The 19,880-nt window shown below is 70.1% G+C and carries 15 protein-coding genes; 9 read left to right on the forward strand and 6 right to left on the reverse strand.

The window, feature by feature from the left end:
• The first annotated feature begins 18 nt into the window (after positions 1-18).
• The 6 genes from BW41_RS10320 (at position 19) to BW41_RS21235 (ending at position 10,795) form a co-directional block, all read left to right on the forward strand.
• On the forward strand, positions 19-5,292 hold the full coding sequence (locus BW41_RS10320; protein ID WP_161773129.1) for a BapA/Bap/LapF family large adhesin: 5,274 nt from the start codon (positions 19-21) through the stop codon (positions 5,290-5,292).
• A 96-nt stretch (positions 5,293-5,388) separates the two neighbouring features.
• The gene (locus BW41_RS10325; RefSeq protein ID WP_235199727.1) at positions 5,389-6,684 is read left to right on the forward strand and encodes a TolC family protein; all 1,296 of its coding nucleotides are present in this window, start codon (positions 5,389-5,391) and stop codon (positions 6,682-6,684) included.
• Entirely contained in the window at positions 6,681-8,819 is a 2,139-nt protein-coding gene (locus BW41_RS10330) for a type I secretion system permease/ATPase (protein WP_037534208.1), read from the forward strand. Before BW41_RS10325 ends, BW41_RS10330 begins: the two co-directional genes overlap by 4 nt.
• The gene (locus BW41_RS10335) at positions 8,816-10,003 is read left to right on the forward strand and encodes an HlyD family type I secretion periplasmic adaptor subunit (RefSeq protein WP_037534210.1); all 1,188 of its coding nucleotides are present in this window, start codon (positions 8,816-8,818) and stop codon (positions 10,001-10,003) included. The genes BW41_RS10330 and BW41_RS10335 overlap by 4 nt, the downstream gene beginning before the upstream one ends.
• Positions 10,000-10,479, forward strand: a complete 480-nt coding sequence (locus tag BW41_RS10340) for a MarR family winged helix-turn-helix transcriptional regulator (RefSeq protein WP_051583431.1) — start codon at positions 10,000-10,002, stop codon at positions 10,477-10,479. Before BW41_RS10335 ends, BW41_RS10340 begins: the two co-directional genes overlap by 4 nt.
• A 142-nt stretch (positions 10,480-10,621) precedes the next feature.
• Positions 10,622-10,795, forward strand: a complete 174-nt coding sequence (locus BW41_RS21235; RefSeq protein ID WP_153810799.1) for a hypothetical protein — start codon at positions 10,622-10,624, stop codon at positions 10,793-10,795.
• 9 nt (positions 10,796-10,804) lie between these two features.
• Here the strand turns inward: BW41_RS21235 and parE are convergent, their stop codons facing one another.
• Complete coding sequence (parE, locus tag BW41_RS10345) at positions 10,805-12,787, reverse strand: DNA topoisomerase IV subunit B (RefSeq protein WP_037534211.1); 1,983 nt, start codon at positions 12,785-12,787, stop codon at positions 10,805-10,807.
• Positions 12,788-12,986: 199 nt separating this feature from the next.
• Here parE and BW41_RS10350 point away from each other — a divergent pair, with 199 nt between their 5' ends.
• On the forward strand, positions 12,987-13,826 hold the full coding sequence (locus BW41_RS10350) for an outer membrane protein (protein ID WP_037534213.1): 840 nt from the start codon (positions 12,987-12,989) through the stop codon (positions 13,824-13,826).
• Between the two features lie 68 nt (positions 13,827-13,894).
• On the opposite strand, the gene BW41_RS10355 is transcribed toward BW41_RS10350, so the two are convergent.
• Positions 13,895-14,608 carry a GcrA family cell cycle regulator gene (locus BW41_RS10355; RefSeq protein ID WP_037534215.1) on the reverse strand — a complete coding sequence of 238 codons (714 nt, stop codon included), beginning with the start codon at positions 14,606-14,608 and terminating at the stop codon, positions 13,895-13,897.
• Positions 14,609-14,671: 63 nt separating this feature from the next.
• Here BW41_RS10355 and BW41_RS10360 point away from each other — a divergent pair, with 63 nt between their 5' ends.
• Entirely contained in the window at positions 14,672-15,526 is an 855-nt protein-coding gene (locus tag BW41_RS10360) for an ABC transporter permease (RefSeq protein ID WP_037534216.1), read from the forward strand.
• Positions 15,484-16,806, forward strand: coding sequence for a serine hydrolase (locus BW41_RS10365; RefSeq protein WP_037534218.1), 1,323 nt, complete (start codon positions 15,484-15,486; stop codon positions 16,804-16,806). Before BW41_RS10360 ends, BW41_RS10365 begins: the two co-directional genes overlap by 43 nt.
• Here BW41_RS10365 and BW41_RS10370 read toward each other — a convergent pair.
• From BW41_RS10370 to BW41_RS10385, 4 genes are read right to left on the reverse strand one after another with little or no spacing between them, the layout of a single operon-like run.
• The gene (locus tag BW41_RS10370; protein WP_037534219.1) at positions 16,803-17,318 is read right to left on the reverse strand and encodes a GNAT family N-acetyltransferase; all 516 of its coding nucleotides are present in this window, start codon (positions 17,316-17,318) and stop codon (positions 16,803-16,805) included. The genes BW41_RS10365 and BW41_RS10370 overlap by 4 nt on opposite strands.
• A complete protein-coding gene (locus BW41_RS10375; protein ID WP_037534221.1) occupies positions 17,315-18,103 on the reverse strand; it encodes a LysR family transcriptional regulator in 789 nt (262 codons plus the stop codon). The genes BW41_RS10370 and BW41_RS10375 overlap by 4 nt, the downstream gene beginning before the upstream one ends.
• Positions 18,100-18,498 carry a Co2+/Mg2+ efflux protein ApaG gene (apaG, locus tag BW41_RS10380; protein ID WP_037534223.1) on the reverse strand — a complete coding sequence of 133 codons (399 nt, stop codon included), beginning with the start codon at positions 18,496-18,498 and terminating at the stop codon, positions 18,100-18,102. The genes BW41_RS10375 and apaG overlap by 4 nt, the downstream gene beginning before the upstream one ends.
• Complete coding sequence (locus BW41_RS10385; RefSeq protein WP_037534225.1) at positions 18,495-19,700, reverse strand: trans-sulfuration enzyme family protein; 1,206 nt, start codon at positions 19,698-19,700, stop codon at positions 18,495-18,497. The genes apaG and BW41_RS10385 overlap by 4 nt, the downstream gene beginning before the upstream one ends.
• Between the last annotated feature and the right edge of the window lie 180 nt (positions 19,701-19,880).

Genomic DNA, 19,880 nt, shown 5'->3' on the forward strand with positions numbered 1-19,880 from the left:
GACAGCAGGGCGCTGAGCGTGACGCAGAGCGATGCCGGCGGCAACGCCTCGCGGGCGACGCCGCTGACCGCGCCCGACCTCGCCGCCCCCGCTGCACCCACCGGCAGCGTCGCGGGCGACGGGCTGACGCTGAGCGGCACCGGCGAGGCCGGCGCGACCGTGGTGGTGCGCAGCCCGGTCGGACTGGAGATCGGCAGCGCGACCGTCGCCGCCGACGGCAGCTATACCGTACAGCTCGCGACCCGGCAGGCGGACGGCGAGGTGCTGACCGTCCGGCAGAGCGACGCGGCCGGCAATGTCTCGCCGGTGATCAGCGCGGTCGCGCCCGATCTCAATCCGGCGACCCTGCCCCCGCCGCCCTCGGCCGAGGTCGCCCCGGATGGCACGGCGGTGGCCGGACGCGGCGTCGGAGCCGCGACGATCACCGTCTATGACGCCGCCGGTACGGTGATCGCCACCGGCACCGCCGCCGCCGACGGCAGCTACAGCGTCACGCTCAGCCCCGCGCGGGTCGACCATGAGACGCTGTACGTCACCCAGACCGATATCGTCGGCGCCTCCGCTCCGACGCAGACGATTGCCCCCGACCTCACCGCACCGGCGGCGCCGAGCGCGACGCTCGATGCGACCGGTGCGATCGTCACCGGCAGCGGCGAGCCCGGCGCGGCGATCGTCGTCCGGGACGTCGCGGGCAATCCGCTCGGCACCGCCATCGTCTCGAGCGCCGGCGGCTATGCGGTGACGCTGGCGACCGCGCAGACCAACGGCGAGCTGCTGAGCGTGACCCAGGCCGATCCGACCGGCAATGTCTCGCCGCCGATCGGACTGGTCGCGGGCGACACCACCGCACCGCTCGCCCCGGTGGCGAGCGTCAGCGGCGACGGCGCCTTCGTCAACGGCAGCGGCGAGCCCGGCACGATGGTGATGGTCCGCGATGCCGGCGGAACCCTGCTCGGCACCGCGACGGTGGCGACGAACGGCAGCTTCTCCGTCGCGCTCACCCCGGCGCAGCTGAACGGCGAGACGGTGCGCGTGACGCTGTCCGATGCGAGCGGCAACGTCTCGCCGTCGGTGACCGCGCCCGCGCCCGACGTCACCGCCCCCGCTGCGCCGGGCCTCGCGGTCAATCCCGACGGGACGGTGGTGACCGGCACCGGCGAGCCCGGCGCGGTCGTGACGATCGCCGCCGGCACCACGCCGCTCGGCTCCGCCACCGTCGCTGCGGACGGCAGCTATACGGTGACGCTGAGCGCGCAGCAGAACAACGGCGGCACGCTGAGCGCGACGCAGGCGGATGCGGCGGGCAATGTCTCGCCCGCCGCCACCGTCACCGCGCCCGACCTGATCGCCCCGGCCGCGCCGACCGCGGGGATCTCGGCCGACGGCCTGTTCGTCACCGGTACCGGCGAGCCCGGCGCGCGGATCACCGTCACCGATGCGACAGGATCGCCGCTCGGCGTGGCCGTGGTCACCGACGCCGGCAGCTATAGCGTGACGCTGACCAGCCCGCAGGCGAATGGCGAGCGGCTGATTGCGACGCAGACCGATGGCGGCGGCAACGTCTCGCCGCCGGTGGCCGCCTTCGCCCCCGACATCCCCGCGCCCGCCGCACCGACGCTGATCGTCGCCGCGGACGGCGCCAGCGCTGGCGGCATCGCCGAGGCCGGGGCGAGCGTCACCGTGACCGGACCGAACTTCACCGCGACGGTCACCGCCGACGCCAATGGCGTCTACAGCGTCGCGATCGATCCGGCGCGGCTCGACGGCGAGACCTTCACCGCGGTGCAGACCGATGCCGCGCTCAACAGCTCGCTGCCGACGAGCGCGCAGGCGCCCGATCTCCTCGCCCTCGCGCCGACCGCGACGATCGCCGCCGACGGCGCGAGCATCTCCGGCACCGGCGAGGTCGGCGCGACGGTCACCGTCACCGCCGCCGGCACGGCGACCGTGCTCGGCACCACGACGGTGGCGGCGGACGGCAGCTACACGATCGCGCTGACCCCGGCACAGGTCGACGGCGAGCCGCTCACCGTCTCCCAGACCGACGTGTCGAACAACGTCTCGCCGGGTATCGCGCTGACCGCGCCCGACCTGTTCGCGCCGCCGGCGCCGAGCGCGACGGTGTCCCTCGACGGCACCACCGTCTCCGGCATCGCCGAGGCAGGCGCGACGGTGACCGTCACCGCGCCGGACGGCGATGTCCTCGGGCGTGCGACCGCCGCGGCGGACGGCAGCTACAGCGTCACGCTCACGCCCGCCCAGGGCAATGGCGAACTGCTCGCCGCCACCGCGAGCGACGGCGGCGGCACCTCCGCCGCGACGGCGGTCACCGCGCCCGACTTCACCGCACCGGACGCACCGAGCGCGAGCGTCACCGGCGACGGCCAGTTCGTGATCGGCGCCGGTGAGGCGGGCGCGACCGTCACCGTCCTTGCCGCCAACGGCACGCCGCTCGGCAGCGGCGTGGTCACCGCGACCGGCAGCTATGCTGTGCAGCTCGCCACGCCGCAGGTGAATGGCGAACTGCTCACCGTCCGGCAAACCGATGCCGCGACCAACACGTCGCCGACGGTGCAGGCGGCGGCCCCCGACCTCGCCACCACGGTCGCGCTGACCGCGAGCGTGACCGCGGACGGGGTGGCGGTGACCGGCACCGCCGCCGCCGATGCGGCGATCGTGGTAATGCTCAACGGAGTGACGGTCGGCACCGGCACCGCCGATGGCACCGGCGCCTATTCGGTGACGCTGACAGTCCCGCAGCGCAACGGCGAACTGCTCGACGTCACCCAGTCGGTCGGCGGCGGGACGCCCTCGACGCCGGTGCTGGCGATCGCGCCCGACCTCACCGCCCCCGCCGCGCCGACCGCGAGCGTGATCGGCGGCGGCACGCAGGTGATCGGCACCGGCGAGGCCGGCGCACGCGTCTCGATCCGCTCCGCCGCCGGGGTCGAGATCGGCAGCGCGATCGTCGCCGTTTCCGGCAGTTACGTCGCCGAGCTGACGACGCCGCAGCGCAATGGCGAATCGCTGACCGCGGTGCAGACCGATCCGGCGAACAACCCCTCGCCGGCGGTGGCGCTGGTCGCGCCCGACATCACCGCACCGCTTGCACCGACCGCCCTCGCGGTCAGCGCGGCCGGCACGACGCTGACCGGCGTCGGCGAGAGCGGCGCACGCGTCTCGGTCCGCAGCGGCACGACGCTGCTCGGCGAGGCGACGGTGGCGAACGACGGCAGTTTCACCGTGGCGCTGACCGCGGCGCAGCTGACCGGCGCGACGCTGACGGTGACGCAGGCGGACCCCGCCGGCAACGTCTCCCCCACCGCCTCGGTCATCGCTCCGTTCGATATCCAGGCGTTCGACAATGCGGCCAATGCGACCATCGACCTGCTTCCCGTCGTCGCCGCGGCGCCCACGCCGATCGGCAGCGTCACCTATGGCGCGCTGCTGTCCGCAGGGGCGCTCAACCTGCAGGCCGAGGCGCTTGGCGAGGCGAATATCCGCTTCACCGTCGCACAGGGGCATAACCTCGCCGCCACCTTCACCTATGACTCGGCGATCAGCATCGGGGCGACGAGCGGCTACAGCGTCGTCGTGCAACGGTTCGACGGCACGCAATGGGTCGCCGTCAACGGCGCATCGGGCGGGTCGCTGCTCGAACTCGGCCTGCTCAACGGCGATCTCACTGCGGCGCAGACACTCGCACCCGGCGAATATCGCGCCTTCGTCACCTATCAGAGCGGGCTCGGCGTCGGCGCCGGCGTGCTCGGCAGCCTGTCGGTCAGCGGCGTCGACATCGACTATACCGATGTCGGCGGCGTCCGCCCGGTGGCGGTGACGGGGAACGTCGTCAGCGATGCCGGGCCCACCGGCGCGGTGGACGTCGTCGCCCCCGGCACGACGATCACCCAGGTGACCAACGGCACGACGGTGACCGACGTCACCGCCAACGGCACGGTCGTCGCCGGCCAATGGGGCACGCTCGTCATCAATCTCGACGGCAGCTACAGCTACACGCCATCGACCAGCGCCACCGCGATCGGCCATACCGACGTCTTCGCCTATACGCTGCTCGATCCGAGCGACGGCGAACGCGAGACCGCCAATCTGTCGATCACGATCGGCAGCGGCGCGATCAGCGGACCGCCGGTGGTGACGGCGGACGTCGCGATCGCCCCGGTGACCTATCAGAACGTCGTCGAGGTGACCGCGCCGGTCGCATCGACCAGCTTCACGGCGACGCCCTTGGTGCAGCTGCCGCTGGCGCCGATCGCAGTCGGGGCGCACGGCGAGGGAACGGGGGCGTTCGTCATCAATCCCGCAACCAAGGCCAACATCACGCTCAGCGCCACCTCGACCAGCGCGCTGTCGGTCGCGCCGACCTATACGCTGACGCTGACCAACACCGATACCAATGCGACGACGACGGTGCGGCAACTGGCGCTGCTCGGCGGCACGGCGTCGACCAGCTTCGCGCTTAACGACCTGCCCGCCGGCCATTACAGCTACCGGCTGGCGGCGGACAGCACGGTCAGCACCAGCTTCGGCACCAATGTGACGCTGGGACGCACGACGACCTTGCTCGACAGCCATGTCGTCGTCAGTCCGGCGGCGGTCGAGGGCAACCTCCTCGCCAACGACAATGCCCACAGCGATTTCATCGCGGTGCGGGTCGGCAGCGGCGCCGCGGCGACGACGCTGACCGAGGTCGGCGAGACGCCGGTGACGCTGACCGGCGCGCACGGCACGCTGACCGTCGACGAGGTCGGCCATTACGTCTACCAGCCGAGCGCATCGCTCGCCTATTCGACGACCGACCTCAGCGACACTTTCACCTATCAGCTTGTCCAGCCCAACGGCAGTGTCGCGACCACGACTCTGACGGTGACGATCGACGTCCCCGGCGACAATGCGTCGGCGGCGGTCCATTATGCGATCGCGCCGGTGCAAAGTATCGAACCCGATGTGGTGTCGATCGATACGACAATGATTGCAAATGACAGCCACACTGTCGCGCTCGACGGCCATACCGCCACGGCCGCGACGGGGGCGGACAGCAGCGTCGCCACCGCGCAGAGCCTCGCCACCTATGACCTGTTCGAAGGGCAAGGCGACATCGGCATCGTCCTCTCACGCTACCTCGATACGCATGTGTCGGGCAGCACGACCCAGACGACAACGACCGACACGACGATCGCCGCCGCCCCCGCGCCGGTCGCCGATCCGCTCGACTATCTCGCCACGCCGGACGATCCGACCCATCATCAGTCAGTCGTCAATCATGTTGTATAAGCAATCCAAAGTGCATCTAAAGTATTGCTGCTGACACATTGAACTATATCATTTGTTAAGCGAACGGGCCTTTCCTGCGGCGCAGGAGAGGTCCCGATGCGTTCGATGCGAGTTCTAGTGGGGATGGCGGCGGCGGGCCTGCTCGTCGGCGCGGCCGGTCGGGCGGCGAGCGGCGACGCGCTGACGCTGGAGGCGGCGGCACGCGATGCGGTCGCCTGGCACCCGTCGGTGATCGAGGCGGCGGGCACGCTCGCGGCGAGCGACGCCGATGTCGCCGCGGCCCGCGCCGGCTATCGCCCGACGCTGAGCGCCGGCCTCGGCAGCGGCTATGACAGCCGGGTCAGCGGCACCTGGCGGCCGCGGCCGCAGTTCGGCGCGTCGCAGATGCTCTACGACTTCGGCAAGGTGTCGAGCGACGTCGCCGCGGCACGCGCCGGCACCCGCGTCAGCCGCGCCGAGTTGCTGCTCGCGGTCGATACGCTGATCCGCGACACCGCCTATGCGATCATCGAACTGCAACGCGCCAGCGCGCAGCGGCTGATCGCGCAGGACCAGCTCGCCCGGATCGCCGAGATCAGCAACCTCGTCGGCCAGCGATCGACGATGGGCGCCGCCACCCAATCGGATGCGTTGCAGGCGCAGGCCCGCGTCGAGGCGGCGCAGGCGAGCCTGACGCAGGTCGAGGCGGAGGAGCGGCGCTGGACCAGCAACCTCGTCTTCCTGCTCGGCCATCCGCTGCCCCCCGCCGGCGTGGCGAGCGATGTTCCGGGCTGGCTGGATCAGGGCTGCGCCGGGCCGCCACCGGCGTGGCAGGGCGTCCCCGCCATCGCCGCCGCCGATGCGCAGACCGAGCGCGCCGCCGCCGAGCTGCGCCGCAGCCGCGCCGACCGTTATCCGACGCTGTCGCTCGGCGGCGATGCCTCGACCGACGTCGGATCGCCGTTCGGCGATCGCAGCATCTACAATTTCGGGCTGCGCGTCAGCAGCAACATCTTCGCCGGCGGCCTCACCAAGGCGCGGGTGCGCAGCGCCGGCTTCCGCCTCGCCGCCGCCGAGGCGGGCGCGCGCCGCGTCCGCAACGAAAGCAGCGCGCAGCTCGCCGAGGCGCAGCAGCAGATCGACAGCCTGTCGCGCCTCGCCGCGACGCTCGGCTCGCGCGAGACCAACATGCGCGAGACCGGGCGGCTCTACCGCATCCAATATCTCGAAATGGGGACCCGGACCTTGGTCGACCTGCTGAATGCCGAACAGGAATTGCAACAGGTGCGCTTCGACGCGGTCAATACCACGCAGAACTTGCGTCGACTGCATATCGACTGCCTGTTCACGGCCGGGCGGATGCGCGACGCGTTCGGGCTGGCCGGCACCGCGATCCGCGGGGTGACGCTGTGAGCGTCGCCTTCGCGCCGCCGGGCGCGGTCGATGCCTGGCTCGAACTGCTCGGCCGCGTCGCGCGCGCCTATCGCCTGCCGGTTTCCGACCAGAGCGCGCGGCTCGCCGCGCAATGGGATCTCGGCGGCAGCGAGGAGGCGCGCATCCAGGCACTGGCGCGCGCGACCGGTCTTATCCTCCGCTTCGTCTCGCCGCAGGAGGCGCGGCTGAGTGGCTGGCGGCTGCCGATGATCGCCCGCTTCGGCGACGGCGAGATCGCGCTGATCCAGGGGATCGACGGCGAGGACCATGCGCAACTGATCCTCCCCGGCGACCGCGGCGGCCAGACCCGCCGCCCCGTCGCCGAGCTGCGCGCCGCGGCGACCGGATTCGTCGTGCCGCGACCGGCGCGCGCCGCGCCCGATGCGCGGGTCGATACCTATATCCGCCCCTATCAGGAGCATTGGCTGCGCCAGATCCTGATGCGCGACGCCCCCGCCTACAGCCATGTCATGGTCACCTCGGTCGTCACCAATCTGCTCGGCCTCGCCGGCGTGCTGTTCTCGATGCAGGTCTATGACCGCGTCGTGCCGGCGGCGTCGATCCCGACGCTGACCATCCTGTTCGTCGGCGTGCTCGTCGCGATCGGCTTCGACTATGCCCTGCGGCGGCTGCGCACCAATATCGTCGATGTGCTCGGCAAGCGCGCCGACCTGCGCATCTCCGACCGGGTATTCGGCCATGCATTGCGCGTCCGCAACGCCGCGCGCCCCGCCTCGACCGGCACCTTCATCGCCCAGCTCCGCGATCTCGATCAGGTGCGCGACATGCTGACCTCGACGACGATCGCGGCGGTCGCCGATCTGCCCTTCTTCCTGATGTTCCTCGGCCTGCTCTGGTATATCGGCGGGATGCTCGCGCTGGTGCCGCTGGTCGCGCTGGTGATGCTGCTGCTCCCCGGCCTGCTCGCCCAGCGCCGGCTCCGCCAGCTCGCGACCGAATCGATGCGCGAATCGTCGCTGCGCAACGCGATGCTGGTCGAGGCGATCCAGGGGATCGAGGACATCAAGGCCTTGCAGGCGGAGGAGCGGTTCCACCGCCAGTGGAACCACTACAATGCTGTCGCGGGCGAGGCGCAATTGCGGCTGCGCGGGCTGACCAACAGCCTGTCGGTGTGGACGCAGAGCGTGCAGAACGGCGTCTATGCCGCGATCATCTTCGTCGGTGCGCCGCTGGTCATCGCCGGCAGCATCACCACCGGCGTGCTCGTCGCCACGTCGATCCTCGGATCGCGGATGATGGCGCCGATGGCGCAGGTGACGCAATTGCTCGGCCGCTGGCAGCATGCCCGGGTCGCGATGGGCAGCCTCGACCAGATCATGGCGCTGCCCGTCGACAGCGCCGATGCCGATCACCGCATCCCCCTGCCCGCGGTCAACGGTGCCTTCACGCTGCGCCATGCGGTGTTCAGCTATGCCGATCCCAATGCCCCGCCGGCGCTCACCGTCGCCGGGCTCGACATCGCCGCGGGCGAGCGTATCGCGCTCCTCGGCCGCAACGGCGCGGGCAAGTCGACGCTGCTCCAGGGTCTGTCGGGCATGCTGCGGCCGGTGTCGGGCGAGGTGCTGCTCGACGGGCTCGCGCTGCATCAGATCGACCCCGCCGACGTCCGCCGCGACGTCGGCCTGCTCACCCAATCAAGCCGCCTGTTCCACGGCACGCTGCGCGAGAATCTGACGCTCGGCGCCCCCGCGGCGAGCGACGCCGAAATCATGGCCGCGCTCAACATGGTCGGTGCCGAGCCGATGCTGCGCCGGCTGCGCGACGGCCTCGGCCATGTCATCCAGGAAGGCGGGCGCGGCCTGTCCGGCGGGCAGGTGCAGGCGCTGCTGCTCGCCCGGCTGCTGCTGCGCCAGCCGATGGTGGCGCTGCTCGACGAACCGACCGCGGCGATGGACGAGGCGACCGAGCGGCTGTTCATCCAGCGGCTCGGCCAATGGGGGCAGGACCGGACGATCGTCGTCGCGACGCACCGGACGCGGATGCTCGACATCATGGACCGGATCATCGTCATCGATCAGGGCGGCATCGTGCTCGACGGGCCGCGCGACCAGATCCTCGCGACGATGCGCGGCACGCGGAGCGCGGCGGCATGACCAGCATCGCGATGGACGACGACCATCTGTTCGGCGGCGACGGCGAGGCGGCGCGGATCACCGCGACGCGGCTGGTGTGGCTGCTCGCCGGACTGTTCGTCGTCCTGCTCGGCTGGGCGGCGTTCGCCAGCCTCGACGAAGTCGCGACCGGCGAGGCGCGCGTCGTGCCGACCAGCCACGAACAGGTGCTGCAATCGCTCGAGGGCGGCATCCTCGCCACGCTGCTCGTCCACCAGGATGATATCGTCACACCGGGGCAGTTGCTCGCGCAGCTCGACCCGACGCAGGCGGGATCGACCGTCGAGGAGAGCGCCGCCAAATATCGCGCCGCCCTCGCCAGCGCCGCGCGGCTGACCGCGGAGGCGAACGGCACGCCGCTGCGCTTTTCGCCCGAGCTCGACCGCTTTCCCGACCTCAAGGCCGCGGAGACACGATTGTACGAGACGCGGCGACGCAGCCTGCAATCCTCGGTCGGTCTCATCGATCAGAGCCTCGCGCTGATCGGCCGCGAGGTGTCGATCGGCCAGTCGCTGATCACCGTCGGCGCGGCGAGCAACGTCGAGGTGCTGCGCCTGCAACGCCAGCGCGCCGACCTCGAACTCAAGAAGGCCGACCTTCGCTCGCAATATTCGGTCGAGGCGCGGCAGGACCTCGCCAAGGTGATGGAGCAGGTCGACACGCTCGGCCCGGTGATCCGCGGCCGCGCCGACACGCTGAGCCGCCTCACCCTGCGCTCGCCGGTACGCGGCGTCGTCAAGAACATCGAGGTGTCGACGATCGGCGGGGTGATCCCGCCCAACGGCAAGGTGATGGAGATCGTGCCGCTCGACGACCGGCTGCTGATCGAGGCGCGCATCCAGCCGCGCGACATCGCCTTCATCCGCCCCGGCCAGCCCGCCAAGGTCAAGGTGACGGCCTATGACTATTCGATCTACGGCGGGCTCGACGGCGTCGTCACCACCATCTCGCCCGATACGATCCGCGACGAGGTGAAGCCCGAGCTGCTCTATTATCGCGTCTTCGTGCGCACCAAGGCGGATTCGCTGGTCAACACGGCGGGGCGGCGCTTCCCGATCACGCCGGGCATGGTCGCGACGGTCGACATCCACACCGGCAGCAAGACGGTGCTGCAGTATCTGCTCAAACCGCTCAACCGCGCGCAGGAGGCGCTGCGCGAACGATGAGCCCGCCGCTCGATCACGCCGCCTTCGCCGCAGCGATCGCCGCCGATGCCAATGCGCCGGAGGCGGTGCAGCCGAGCTTCCCGCCGGCGCTGCTCGCCCGCGCGCGGCAGGCGCGGCAGCTGCGCGCGCGGATGAGCCATTTCCTGCCGCGCGACCTGCTGGTCGATCCCGCCTGGGACATGATGATCGACCTGTTCGTCGCGGCGGGCACCGGCGAGCGCCTCTACGTCAAGGACCTGACGCTGATGTCGGGCGAGAGCACGACCAGCGCGATGCGGCGGATCGACCGCCTGCAGGAAGCCGGGCTGCTGTCGCGCCACGCCGATCCTGCCGACCACCGCCGCGTCCGCGTTCGGCTCACCGGCAAGGGCTATCAGGCGATGGCGGCGATGCTCGACCATCTGTTCGACCCGCCCTCCGGCGCGCAGGCCGCCGCCGAGCCGCAGGACTTTGCGCCCGGCCCGGTGCGGGGATGAGGCGGATGCGCCGCGCCACGCCCGCAGCGGTCGGGGAGACGATCGTCCTGATGCAGAGCAGGAATGCCGGCCAACGCGACGAATCGAACCAATTTGATAGTTAACCGGAGGAACGGCGCCGTCGGGGTGGAGTTGGACCGCGATGACCGAAGCCGACACCGTCTTTGCGTTGCGGGAAAATGATCACCTCACCCGCATCCATCTCAAGCTCGCGCTTGAGGATATCGGGTTCGTCGTCGACGAAGACGACGTGACCATCCACCTGCGCGGTGCCCCGCAGAACGCGCTCGCCTCGCTGGCCGCCGCCCGCGCCTGATCCTGCCGATCAGGCGTCGATCGCTTCCTCGTCGAGCCGCGCCGCATTCTCCTGGATGAAGGCGAAGCGGTGGGCGGGATTGTTGCCCATCAACCGGTCGACCAGATCCTTCACCCCGGCCCGCTCCTCATATTCCTGCGGCAGGGTGATGCGGATCATGCCGCGCGTCTTGGGGTCCATCGTCGTCTCGCGCAGCTGCGACGGGTTCATTTCGCCGAGACCCTTGAAACGCGCGACCTCGACCTTCTTGCCCTTGAAGGCGGTCCGCTCGATCTCCTCGCGATGCGCATCGTCGCGGGCGTAAAGCGACTTCGCGCCGACGGTGAGCCGGTAGAGCGGCGGCTGCGCCAGATAGAGATGCCCGCGGCGAACGAGGTCGGGCATTTCCTGGAAGAAGAAGGTCATCAGCAGCGTCGCGATATGCGCGCCGTCGACATCGGCGTCGGTCATGATGACGACGCGTTCGTAGCGCAGCTGGCTCGCGTCGCAATCCTTGCGCGTACCGCAGCCGAGCGCCTGGATCAGGTCGGCGATCTCCTGATTGGCGATGATCTTGGCGCTGGTCGCGCTGGCGACGTTGAGGATCTTGCCACGGATCGGCAGGATCGCCTGCGTCTTGCGGTCGCGCGCCTGTTTCGCCGAGCCGCCCGCCGAATCGCCTTCGACGATGAACAGCTCGGTGCCCTCGTTGCCGTCGCTGGCGCAGTCGGTGAGCTTGCCGGGCAGGCGCAGCTTGCGCGCGCTGGTCGCGGTCTTGCGCTTGACCTCGCGCTCCGCCTTGCGGCGCAGCCGTTCGTCCATCCGGTCGAGCACATAGCCGAGCAGCGCCTTGCCGCGCTCCATATTATGGCCGAGCCAATGGTCGAAATGATCGCGCACCGCCTTCTCGACCAGTCCCGCCGCCTCCGGACTGGTCAGCCGGTCCTTGGTCTGGCTCTGGAATTGCGGATCGCGGATGAAGACGCTGAGCATCAGCTCGCTGCCGATCATCACGTCGTCGGCGGTGATTTCCTTCGCCTTCTTCTGGTGGACGAGCTCGCCGAACGCGCGCAGCCCGCGCACCAGCGCCTGCCGCAGCCCCTGTTCGTGGGTGCCGCCGTCCGGCGTCGGGATGGTGTTGCAATACCAGCTATAGCTGCCGTCGCTCCACAGCGGCCAGGCGACCGCCCATTCGACCCGCCCCTGTTCGTTGGGGAAGTCCTGGCTGCCGGCGAAGAAATCGGAGGTCGCGCATTCGCGCGTGCCGAGCTGCTCCTTGAGATGATCGCCGAGACCGCCGGGAAACTGGAACACCGCCTCGGCAGGCGTGTCGGTCCCCTCGACCAGTTCGGGCGCGCAATGCCAGCGGATCTCGACCCCGGCGAACAGATAGGCCTTGGAGCGGGCGAGCTGATAGAGCCGCTTGGGCTTGAAGCCGAGATCGGGGCCGAAGATTTCGGTATCGGGGGTGAAGGCGACCGAGGTGCCGCGCCGGTTGGGCGCCGCGCCGACATGGTCGAGCGGCCCCTGCGTCACGCCGCGGCTGAACCGCTGGCGATAGAGCTGCCGATCGCGCGCGACCTCGACGATCGTGTCCGACGACAGCGCGTTGACCACCGAGACGCCGACGCCGTGCAAACCGCCGCTGGTCGCATAGGCCTTGCCCGCGAACTTGCCGCCCGAATGGAGCGTCGACAGGATGACCTCGAGCGCGCTCTTGTCGGGGAATTTCGGATGCGGATCGACCGGAATGCCGCGGCCGTTGTCGACGATCGTCAGCCGGTTGCCCGGCTCCAGCGTCACCTCGATCCGCGTCGCATGGCCGGCGACCGCCTCGTCCATCGCATTGTCGAGCACCTCGGCGGCGAGATGATGCAGCGCGCGCTCGTCGGTGCCGCCGACATACATGCCGGGGCGGCGACGAACGGGCTCCAGCCCCTCCAGCACTTCGATCGAAGAGGCGTCATACGAACTGTCGGGCGCCGCGGCGGACGCGAAAAGGTCTTTGGCCATTACCGGGAACCATACGGGAACAGAGCGCCCAACGCCAGCCGCCCGCCGACCTTCGTTCGGTTCCGCCGCCACACCCACATGTTGCTCGATTATTGCTCAGGTGGTGCATATTTGCAACACTATAGGTGAATCCGTCTGACCATGCATATCCCGCCGCACTGACTCGTTCCTGCGACGCTGCAACACTCCGGGAGAGAATATGCGCAAGACCCTGTTACTCGGCGCAATCGTCGCCGCATCCTTTGCCACTGCCGCGCAGGCACAAGACGGCGGCGAGCCGCTGCCCTTCTCCGGCCTTTATATCGGCGGCGCCGGCGGCTATGACGTTCAGCCCAACGATGTCGGATCGTCGATCCTGTTCGATCGCGGCTCGAACGGCAGCTTCGGCGATACGGTGACGACGGCGGCGGGCGCCAACGCCTTCTCGCCCGGCTTCTGCAACGGACGCGCGCGCGGCGCGACGCCGCAGGCGGGCGGCTGCGCCAACGATCGCGACGGCTGGTCCTATTACGGTCGCGTCGGCTTCGATTCGCAGATCGGCAACGTCGTCGTCGGCGCGCTCGGCGAATTCGGCAAGACCGAGATCACCGACAGCGTCAGCGGCTTCTCGACCACGCCCGCCAATTACGTGATGACGCGTGAGGTCAAGTGGGAGGCGAGCGTCCGCGGACGGATCGGCTATGCTCCCGGCACGACGCTGTTCTACGGCACCTTCGGTCCGGGCTATGCCAATATCGATCGCAGCTTCACCTCGACCAACACCGCCAATGCGTTCAGCCAGTTCGGCAAGCGCAAGCAGTTCGGCATCGTCGGCGGGGGCGGCGTCGAGCAGAAGCTCGGCGAGCATTTCTCGATCGGGATGGAATATAGCTACCATCAATATCGCGACGACGACGCCCGCGTCCGCGTGACGCAAGGCAGCGCGCCCGCGACCAATCCGTTCATCATCGCCGCGGGTGGCAATTCCACCGACTTCCGCCGGTCGGACACGATGTTCCGCTGGCATTCGCTCCGCGCCACCGCCGCCTTCCGCTTCTGAACGAAGCGCTGAGGCACGAAAAACCCGCGCCGATCACTCGGCGCGGGTTGTTCGGATGCGACGCTGGCTCAGCGGACCCGCGGGCCGCCGAACGGCAGCGGCGGCGGCGGGCGGCGGTCGCGACGGGGCAGCTGCGCCTGATAGGCGTGGCCGCAATGCGCGACGCAATAGGGGAAACCGGGGTTCACCTTGTCGCCGCAGAAGTGGAAGTCGGGCTCACCGGGATGGCCGAGCGGCCATTTGCAGATCCGGTCGTTGAGATCGAGCAAGGTCGTCTTGCCGGCGATCTCGGGCGAGGGCTTGGCCGGGACGAGCCGACGCGGCGGCGCCGGGGTGGAGGGCGGCTGCTGCTCGCCGGGCGACTGACGGACGAAGCCGCCCGGGCCGACCGAGCGCAGCACCGGCTGCTGCGGTTCGCGACGCACCGGCGCGGCGGCGACATCCTCGTCCTCATCCTCGTCCGCCTCGTCCTCGACCGTATCGTCCTCTGCCGCCATGGCGGGCGCAGCGGTGACCGGTTCGGGTGCCGGCGCGGGCGCCGGGCTGGCCGGGGCGGCAACCGGCGCTGCGACGATCTCGGGCTCGGCCTCGGCCGGGACATCGAGCGGCGCGGCCTCGTTGGGCTTGACCGGCGACGGCCGCGATTGCAGCCCCAGCCGGTGCGCCTTGCCGATCACGGCGTTGCGGCTGACGCCGCCCAGCGCCTCGGCGATCTGGCTGGCGGTCTGCCCCGCCTCCCACATCGTCTTGAGCGCATCGATCCGCTCGTCGGTCCACGACATTCGTACTTCCTTATTCCTGCGCCGGGTTGCGGGCGGCTGCGGCTGCGGTTACCCGCTTGGCCCATGAGCAGCCAGCCCCCAATCGGCGAAATCCAATCGGCGATCCGGTCCGCCCCCGGTGTCCCGGTCATCCGGAACGTCAATTGGGGCGGTCTGAGAACCCTCTATGTGAAGGAGGTGCGCCGCTTCTTCAAGGTCCAGCTCCAGACCGTGTGGGCGCCGGCGATCACCACTTTGCTGTTTCTCATCGTCTTCACCATCGCGACCGGCGCCAAGCGGCCGGTGTTGGTCGGCGGCGTCACCGTGCCGTTCGCCGATTTCATCGCGCCCGGGCTGATCATCAGCCAGGGGATGATGGGGCCCGCCTTCGCCAACGCCAGCTTCTCGCTGCTCGTCGGCAAGATCCAGGGGACGATCGTCGATTACCTCCAGCCGCCGCTGTCGACCGCGGAGCTGCTCACCGCGCTGGTCGGCGGAGCGATGACGCGTGCGTTCATCGTCGGCTTCATCTGCTGGTGCGCGATGGCGCTCTACCCCGGCGTCCACGTCACCCCCGCGCATCCGCTCGCGATCCTGTGGTTCGGGCTGCTCGGCGCGGGATTCCTCGCCTTCCTCGGCGTGCTGACCTCGATCTGGGCGGAGAAATTCGATCATGCCGCGGCGGTGACCAATTTCGTCATCGCGCCATTGTCGCTGCTCTCGGGCACCTTCTATTCGGTCGACCGGCTGGCGCCCGCCTTCCGCGCGTTCAGCCACGCCAATCCCTTCTTCTACATCATTTCCGGCTTCCGCTACGGCTTCCTCGGCACCGCCGATTCTCCGGTGGCGATCGGCAGCATCGCGGTACTAGCGGTCGATATCGCTTTGGGGGTGACATGCTATCTCTTGCTCAAGCGCGGCTGGAAGCTCAAAAACTGATCCTGTTCGCGGCGGCAGCGGCGGTTTCGCCGATGCTGTCCGCAGCCGCAGCGGCGCAGGCACCGGCCGCGACCGCGACCGCCGATCCGGCGATGACGACGCAGGCGGCGGCGCTGCTACCGGTGCTCGCCGGCCAGCCCGGTTATGCGGCGCTGTTCACCGACTCGTTCCGGGCGGCGGTGCCGGAGGCGCAATGGACGGCGATCACCGCGCAGCTGCGCACGACGCTCGGTGCGCCGCAGCGGGTGGCGCGGATCGCGCCCGCCGGGCGCTGGGCGGCGATCTGGGTGATCGATTACGCCCGTGGCCGCGCGACGATGCTGGTCGCGCTCGACCCTGCCGTGCCCCATCGTATCGCCGGCTTGCGGATCACCGGCACGACGCTCACCGGCGACAGTCTCGCCAAGCTGCGCGCCGATCTCGCAGCGCTGCCCGCCGGCGTGTCGTTCGGCCTCTACCCGCTCGACGCGACCACCGCGCCGGCGATCGCGCGCGATGACGACCGGCCGATGCCGCTCGGCTCGGCGTTCAAATTGTGGGTGCTGGCCGAGGCGGCGCGGCAGGTCGCGGCGGGGCGGCATCGCTGGGACGAGGTGGTGCCGGTCGGTCCGCCCTCGCTTCCCTCGGGCATGCTCCAGAGCTGGCCCGCGAAGACGCCGGTGACGCTGCAGACGCTGGCGACGCTGATGATCTCCATCAGCGATAATACCGCGACCGACACGCTGATGCGCGTGCTCGGCCACGACGGGCTCGATGCGATCGCCGCCAGATTCGGTGGCGCGACTCCGGTGCCGACAACGCGCGAAGCCTTCGCGATCAAAGCCGACGCGGCCCTGACCAAGCGCTGGACCGCCAGCGACGCCGCCGGACGACGCGCGCTGCTCGATGCGGAGGCCTCCCGGATCGCGGCGGCGCGACTCGATCCGCTGATGTTCTCGTCCGGCGCGGTGGCGAGCGAGTCGGTCGAATGGTTCGCCGCGCCGCGCGACATGGCGCGGCTGCTCGCCTCGCTGCGGGACGCCGGGCCGGTGGTGCGCGCGATCCTCGCGGTCAATCCGGGGATCGACCCGGCGACCGCGGCGCGCTTCGCCTATGTCGGCTTCAAGGGCGGCGCCGAACCGGGAGTCGTCACGCTCAACCTGCTGCTGCATACGCGCGGCGACCGCTGGTATGCGCTCAGCGCCGGCTGGCACCACGCCGAAGGAATCGACGAACCACGCCTGCTCGCGCTGGTGACACGCGCCGCGGCGCTGGTGGCGGACGAGGGACCGAAAGACTAACCGCGCCACTCGCGGGCGAGCAAGGCGTAGAGCAACGTGTCGCGGATGCCGATATGCGTCTGCCACTCCTCGCGTAACCGGCCTTCGCAGACGAAGCCGAGCCGTTCGAGCAGCCGCGCCGACGCCTGCGCGTCGGGATCGACGTCGGCGAAGATCCGCCGCGTGCCGCTGGCGAACAGATGGGTTATCACCGCCGACACCGCTTCGCGCGCGACGCCGCGGCCCCAATGCGCCGGGCCGATGAGATAGCCGATCTCGCTCACCCCCGACCGGCGTTCCGCCGCGAAGACGAAGCCGATCACGCCACGGGCGTCCGTCACCGCCCAATACCGAACTTCAGCAGCACGATCGGCGAAATAGCGGCGCAGCTCGGCCTCGTCGACGAACGGCCCGCGCGACCACCAGCGCATCACAGCCGGATCGGCCATCGCCGGGAACAGCGCCGCGGCATCATCCGGCGCGAGGCACCGCAGCGTCAGCCGTGGCGTCGCCAGCGTCGGCGTATCGCTCACCCGGTCAGCGCGTCGACCAGCGCCCGCACCTTCGCCTGCCGCCATTGCGGCAGCGGCGCGACCAGCCAATAGCCGAAGCGCGACGGCTGCGGATCACCGATCACCGACACCTGACCGCCAGCGATCGCCCGCGCGGCGAGCAGTTCGGAGACGGTGGCGCGACCGAGTCCGGCCACCGCCGCGTCGATCGCGAGACCGGCATCGGCGACACGGACCAGCGCATGACCCTCGCCATTGGGCGCGCCGGGCCAGGCGATCACCGCGTCGCTCGCGCCGGGGGCGGCAATCGTCACCATCCCCTCCGATTCGAGCGCCTCGCCCTCATGCTCGCCCGGCCCTTCGCCCCAGCGGATCGCGAGATCGAGGTTCGCCTCGGTGAAATCGACCGCATCGTCGGCGGCGATCAGCACGAAGCGCAGCTCGCCGTCCGCCTGCGCGACCTCGGCGAGGCGCGGCATCAGCCATTTTTCGGTCAGGTCGCGCGGCGCGGCGATGGTCAGCGACTTGGACGACTGGCCCGCCTGCATCGCCCGCACCGCTTCCTCGAACTGGAGGAAGCCCCCCCGCAGCGCGCCGAGCCCCGCCTCCGCCTCCGACGTCAGCTCCAGTCCTCGCGTCGTGCGGCGGAACAGCACGACGCCGAGCGTATCTTCGAGCGCGCGGATCTGCTGGCCGACCGCGGCGGGCGTCACCGCCAGTTCGTCGGCGGCGCGGGTGAAGCTGAGGTGGCGCGCCGCGGCATCGAGCACGCGCAGCCCGTTGAGCGGCAGGTGCGTCCGCTTCACGATTCGACCGCCGAGGCGAAGAGCGCGAATTTCGGGATGGTCGCGTCGAAGAAGGCGCCGTCCTCGTCGATCATGCGATAGCTGCCCTGCATCGCGCCGCTCGGCGTCTGCAAGGGGCAGCCCGAGACATAGTCGAAGCTCGCGCCCGGTGCGATCAGCGGCTGTTCACCGACGACGCCTTCGCCCTCCACCGAATGGCGCGCGCCGCGTCCGTCGATGATCACCCAATGGCGGGTGAGCAGCTGCACGGCGCGCGCCGTGTCGTTCTCGATGCGGATATGATAGGCCCAGAACCAGCGGCCCCGCCGCGGCTCCGACTGTTCGGGCAGATAGCTCACCGCGACGCGCACGGTCACCCCATCGGTGGTCGCGGCATGCGGGAAGAATTGCTTCACAGTCCGACCTGGCGGAGCGCCTGGTCGAGATCGTCGATCAGGTCCTGCGGATCCTCGAGCCCGACGTTGAGCCGCAACATGCCCTCGCCGATCCCCATCTCGATCCGCTTGTCCTCGGCGACGCCCGAATGGGTGGTCGAGGCGGGATGCGTCATCAGCGAACGCGAATCGCCGATGTTATTCGAGATGTCGATCAGCGCGAGCGCGTCGAGCAGGCCATGCGCCTGCGCGCGATCGGCGACCTCGAAGGCGAAGATCGGGCCGGCCGCGCTCATCTGGCGCATCGCGAGATCGTGCTGCGGATGGCTGGCGAGCCCCGGATGCAGGATGCGCGGCACGCGGGCTTCGAGGAAGCGGCCGACGGCGACCGCGCTCTCCGACTGACGGCGGATCCGCAGGTCGAGCGTCTCAAGCCCCTTGAGCACGACCCAGGCGTTGAACGGCGACAGCGTCGGGCCGGTGTTGCGGGTGAAGGGCAGCAGCGTGTTGTCGATGAAGTCCTGGCTGCCGCACACCGCGCCGGCGAGCACGCGGCCCTGCCCGTCCATCATCTTGGTCGCCGAATAGGCGGTGACGTCGGCGCCGAACTCCATCGGCCGCTGCAACGCCGGGGTGGCGAAGGCATTGTCGACGACGGTGGTGATGCCGCGCTCGCGCGCGATGCCGCAGACCGCGCGCAGATCGACGACGTCCATCGTCGGATTGGCGGGCGTCTCGAAGAAGAAGACCTTGGTCTCTGGCCGCACCGCGTCGAGGAACGCCTGCGGATCGCGCGCATCGACGACGGTGGTGGCGATGCCGAACTTGGGCAGCATTGTATCGGTGAGCCAGCGGCACGAGCCAAAGGCGGCGCGGCCGCCGACGAGATGGTCGCCCGCCTGCAACTGGCAAAGCAGCGCCGCGGTCATCGCCGCCATGCCGGTCGCCATCGTCCGGCACGCCTCGGCCCCTTCGAGCAGCGCGATCCGCTGTTCAAGCATCTCGACCGTCGGGTTTTGCAGCCGGGAATAGGTCATCCCCTCCTGCTCGCCGGCGAAGCGCGCCGCGGCATCGGCGGCCTTGTCGTAGGTATAGCCCGAGGTCAGGAACAGCGCCTCGCTGGTCTCGCCATATTCGCTGCGCGCGGTACCGCCACGCACGGCGAGCGTCGCCGGACGCCAGTTGGCGGTGATCGAACGGTCCTGTCCTGCCTTGCGCTTCATGCGACGCGCTTAGCCGCTGCGGCGCGGACGGTGCAAGGGTCCGCACGTTCCGGCAGGACGCGCGGGCGCTGGCGCGATGCCCGATCCGCCGCGTCTCGGTCTCGTGCCGACCGGGTCTCTCCCGGCTCTTACCGATCCGCGGGAGGAAAATCCTTGGTGTCGGGCGGCGAGGCATTTGCC

It is taken from the genome of Sphingomonas sp. RIT328 (assembly GCF_000632225.1).
Classification (GTDB): domain Bacteria; phylum Pseudomonadota; class Alphaproteobacteria; order Sphingomonadales; family Sphingomonadaceae; genus Sphingomonas; species Sphingomonas kyungheensis.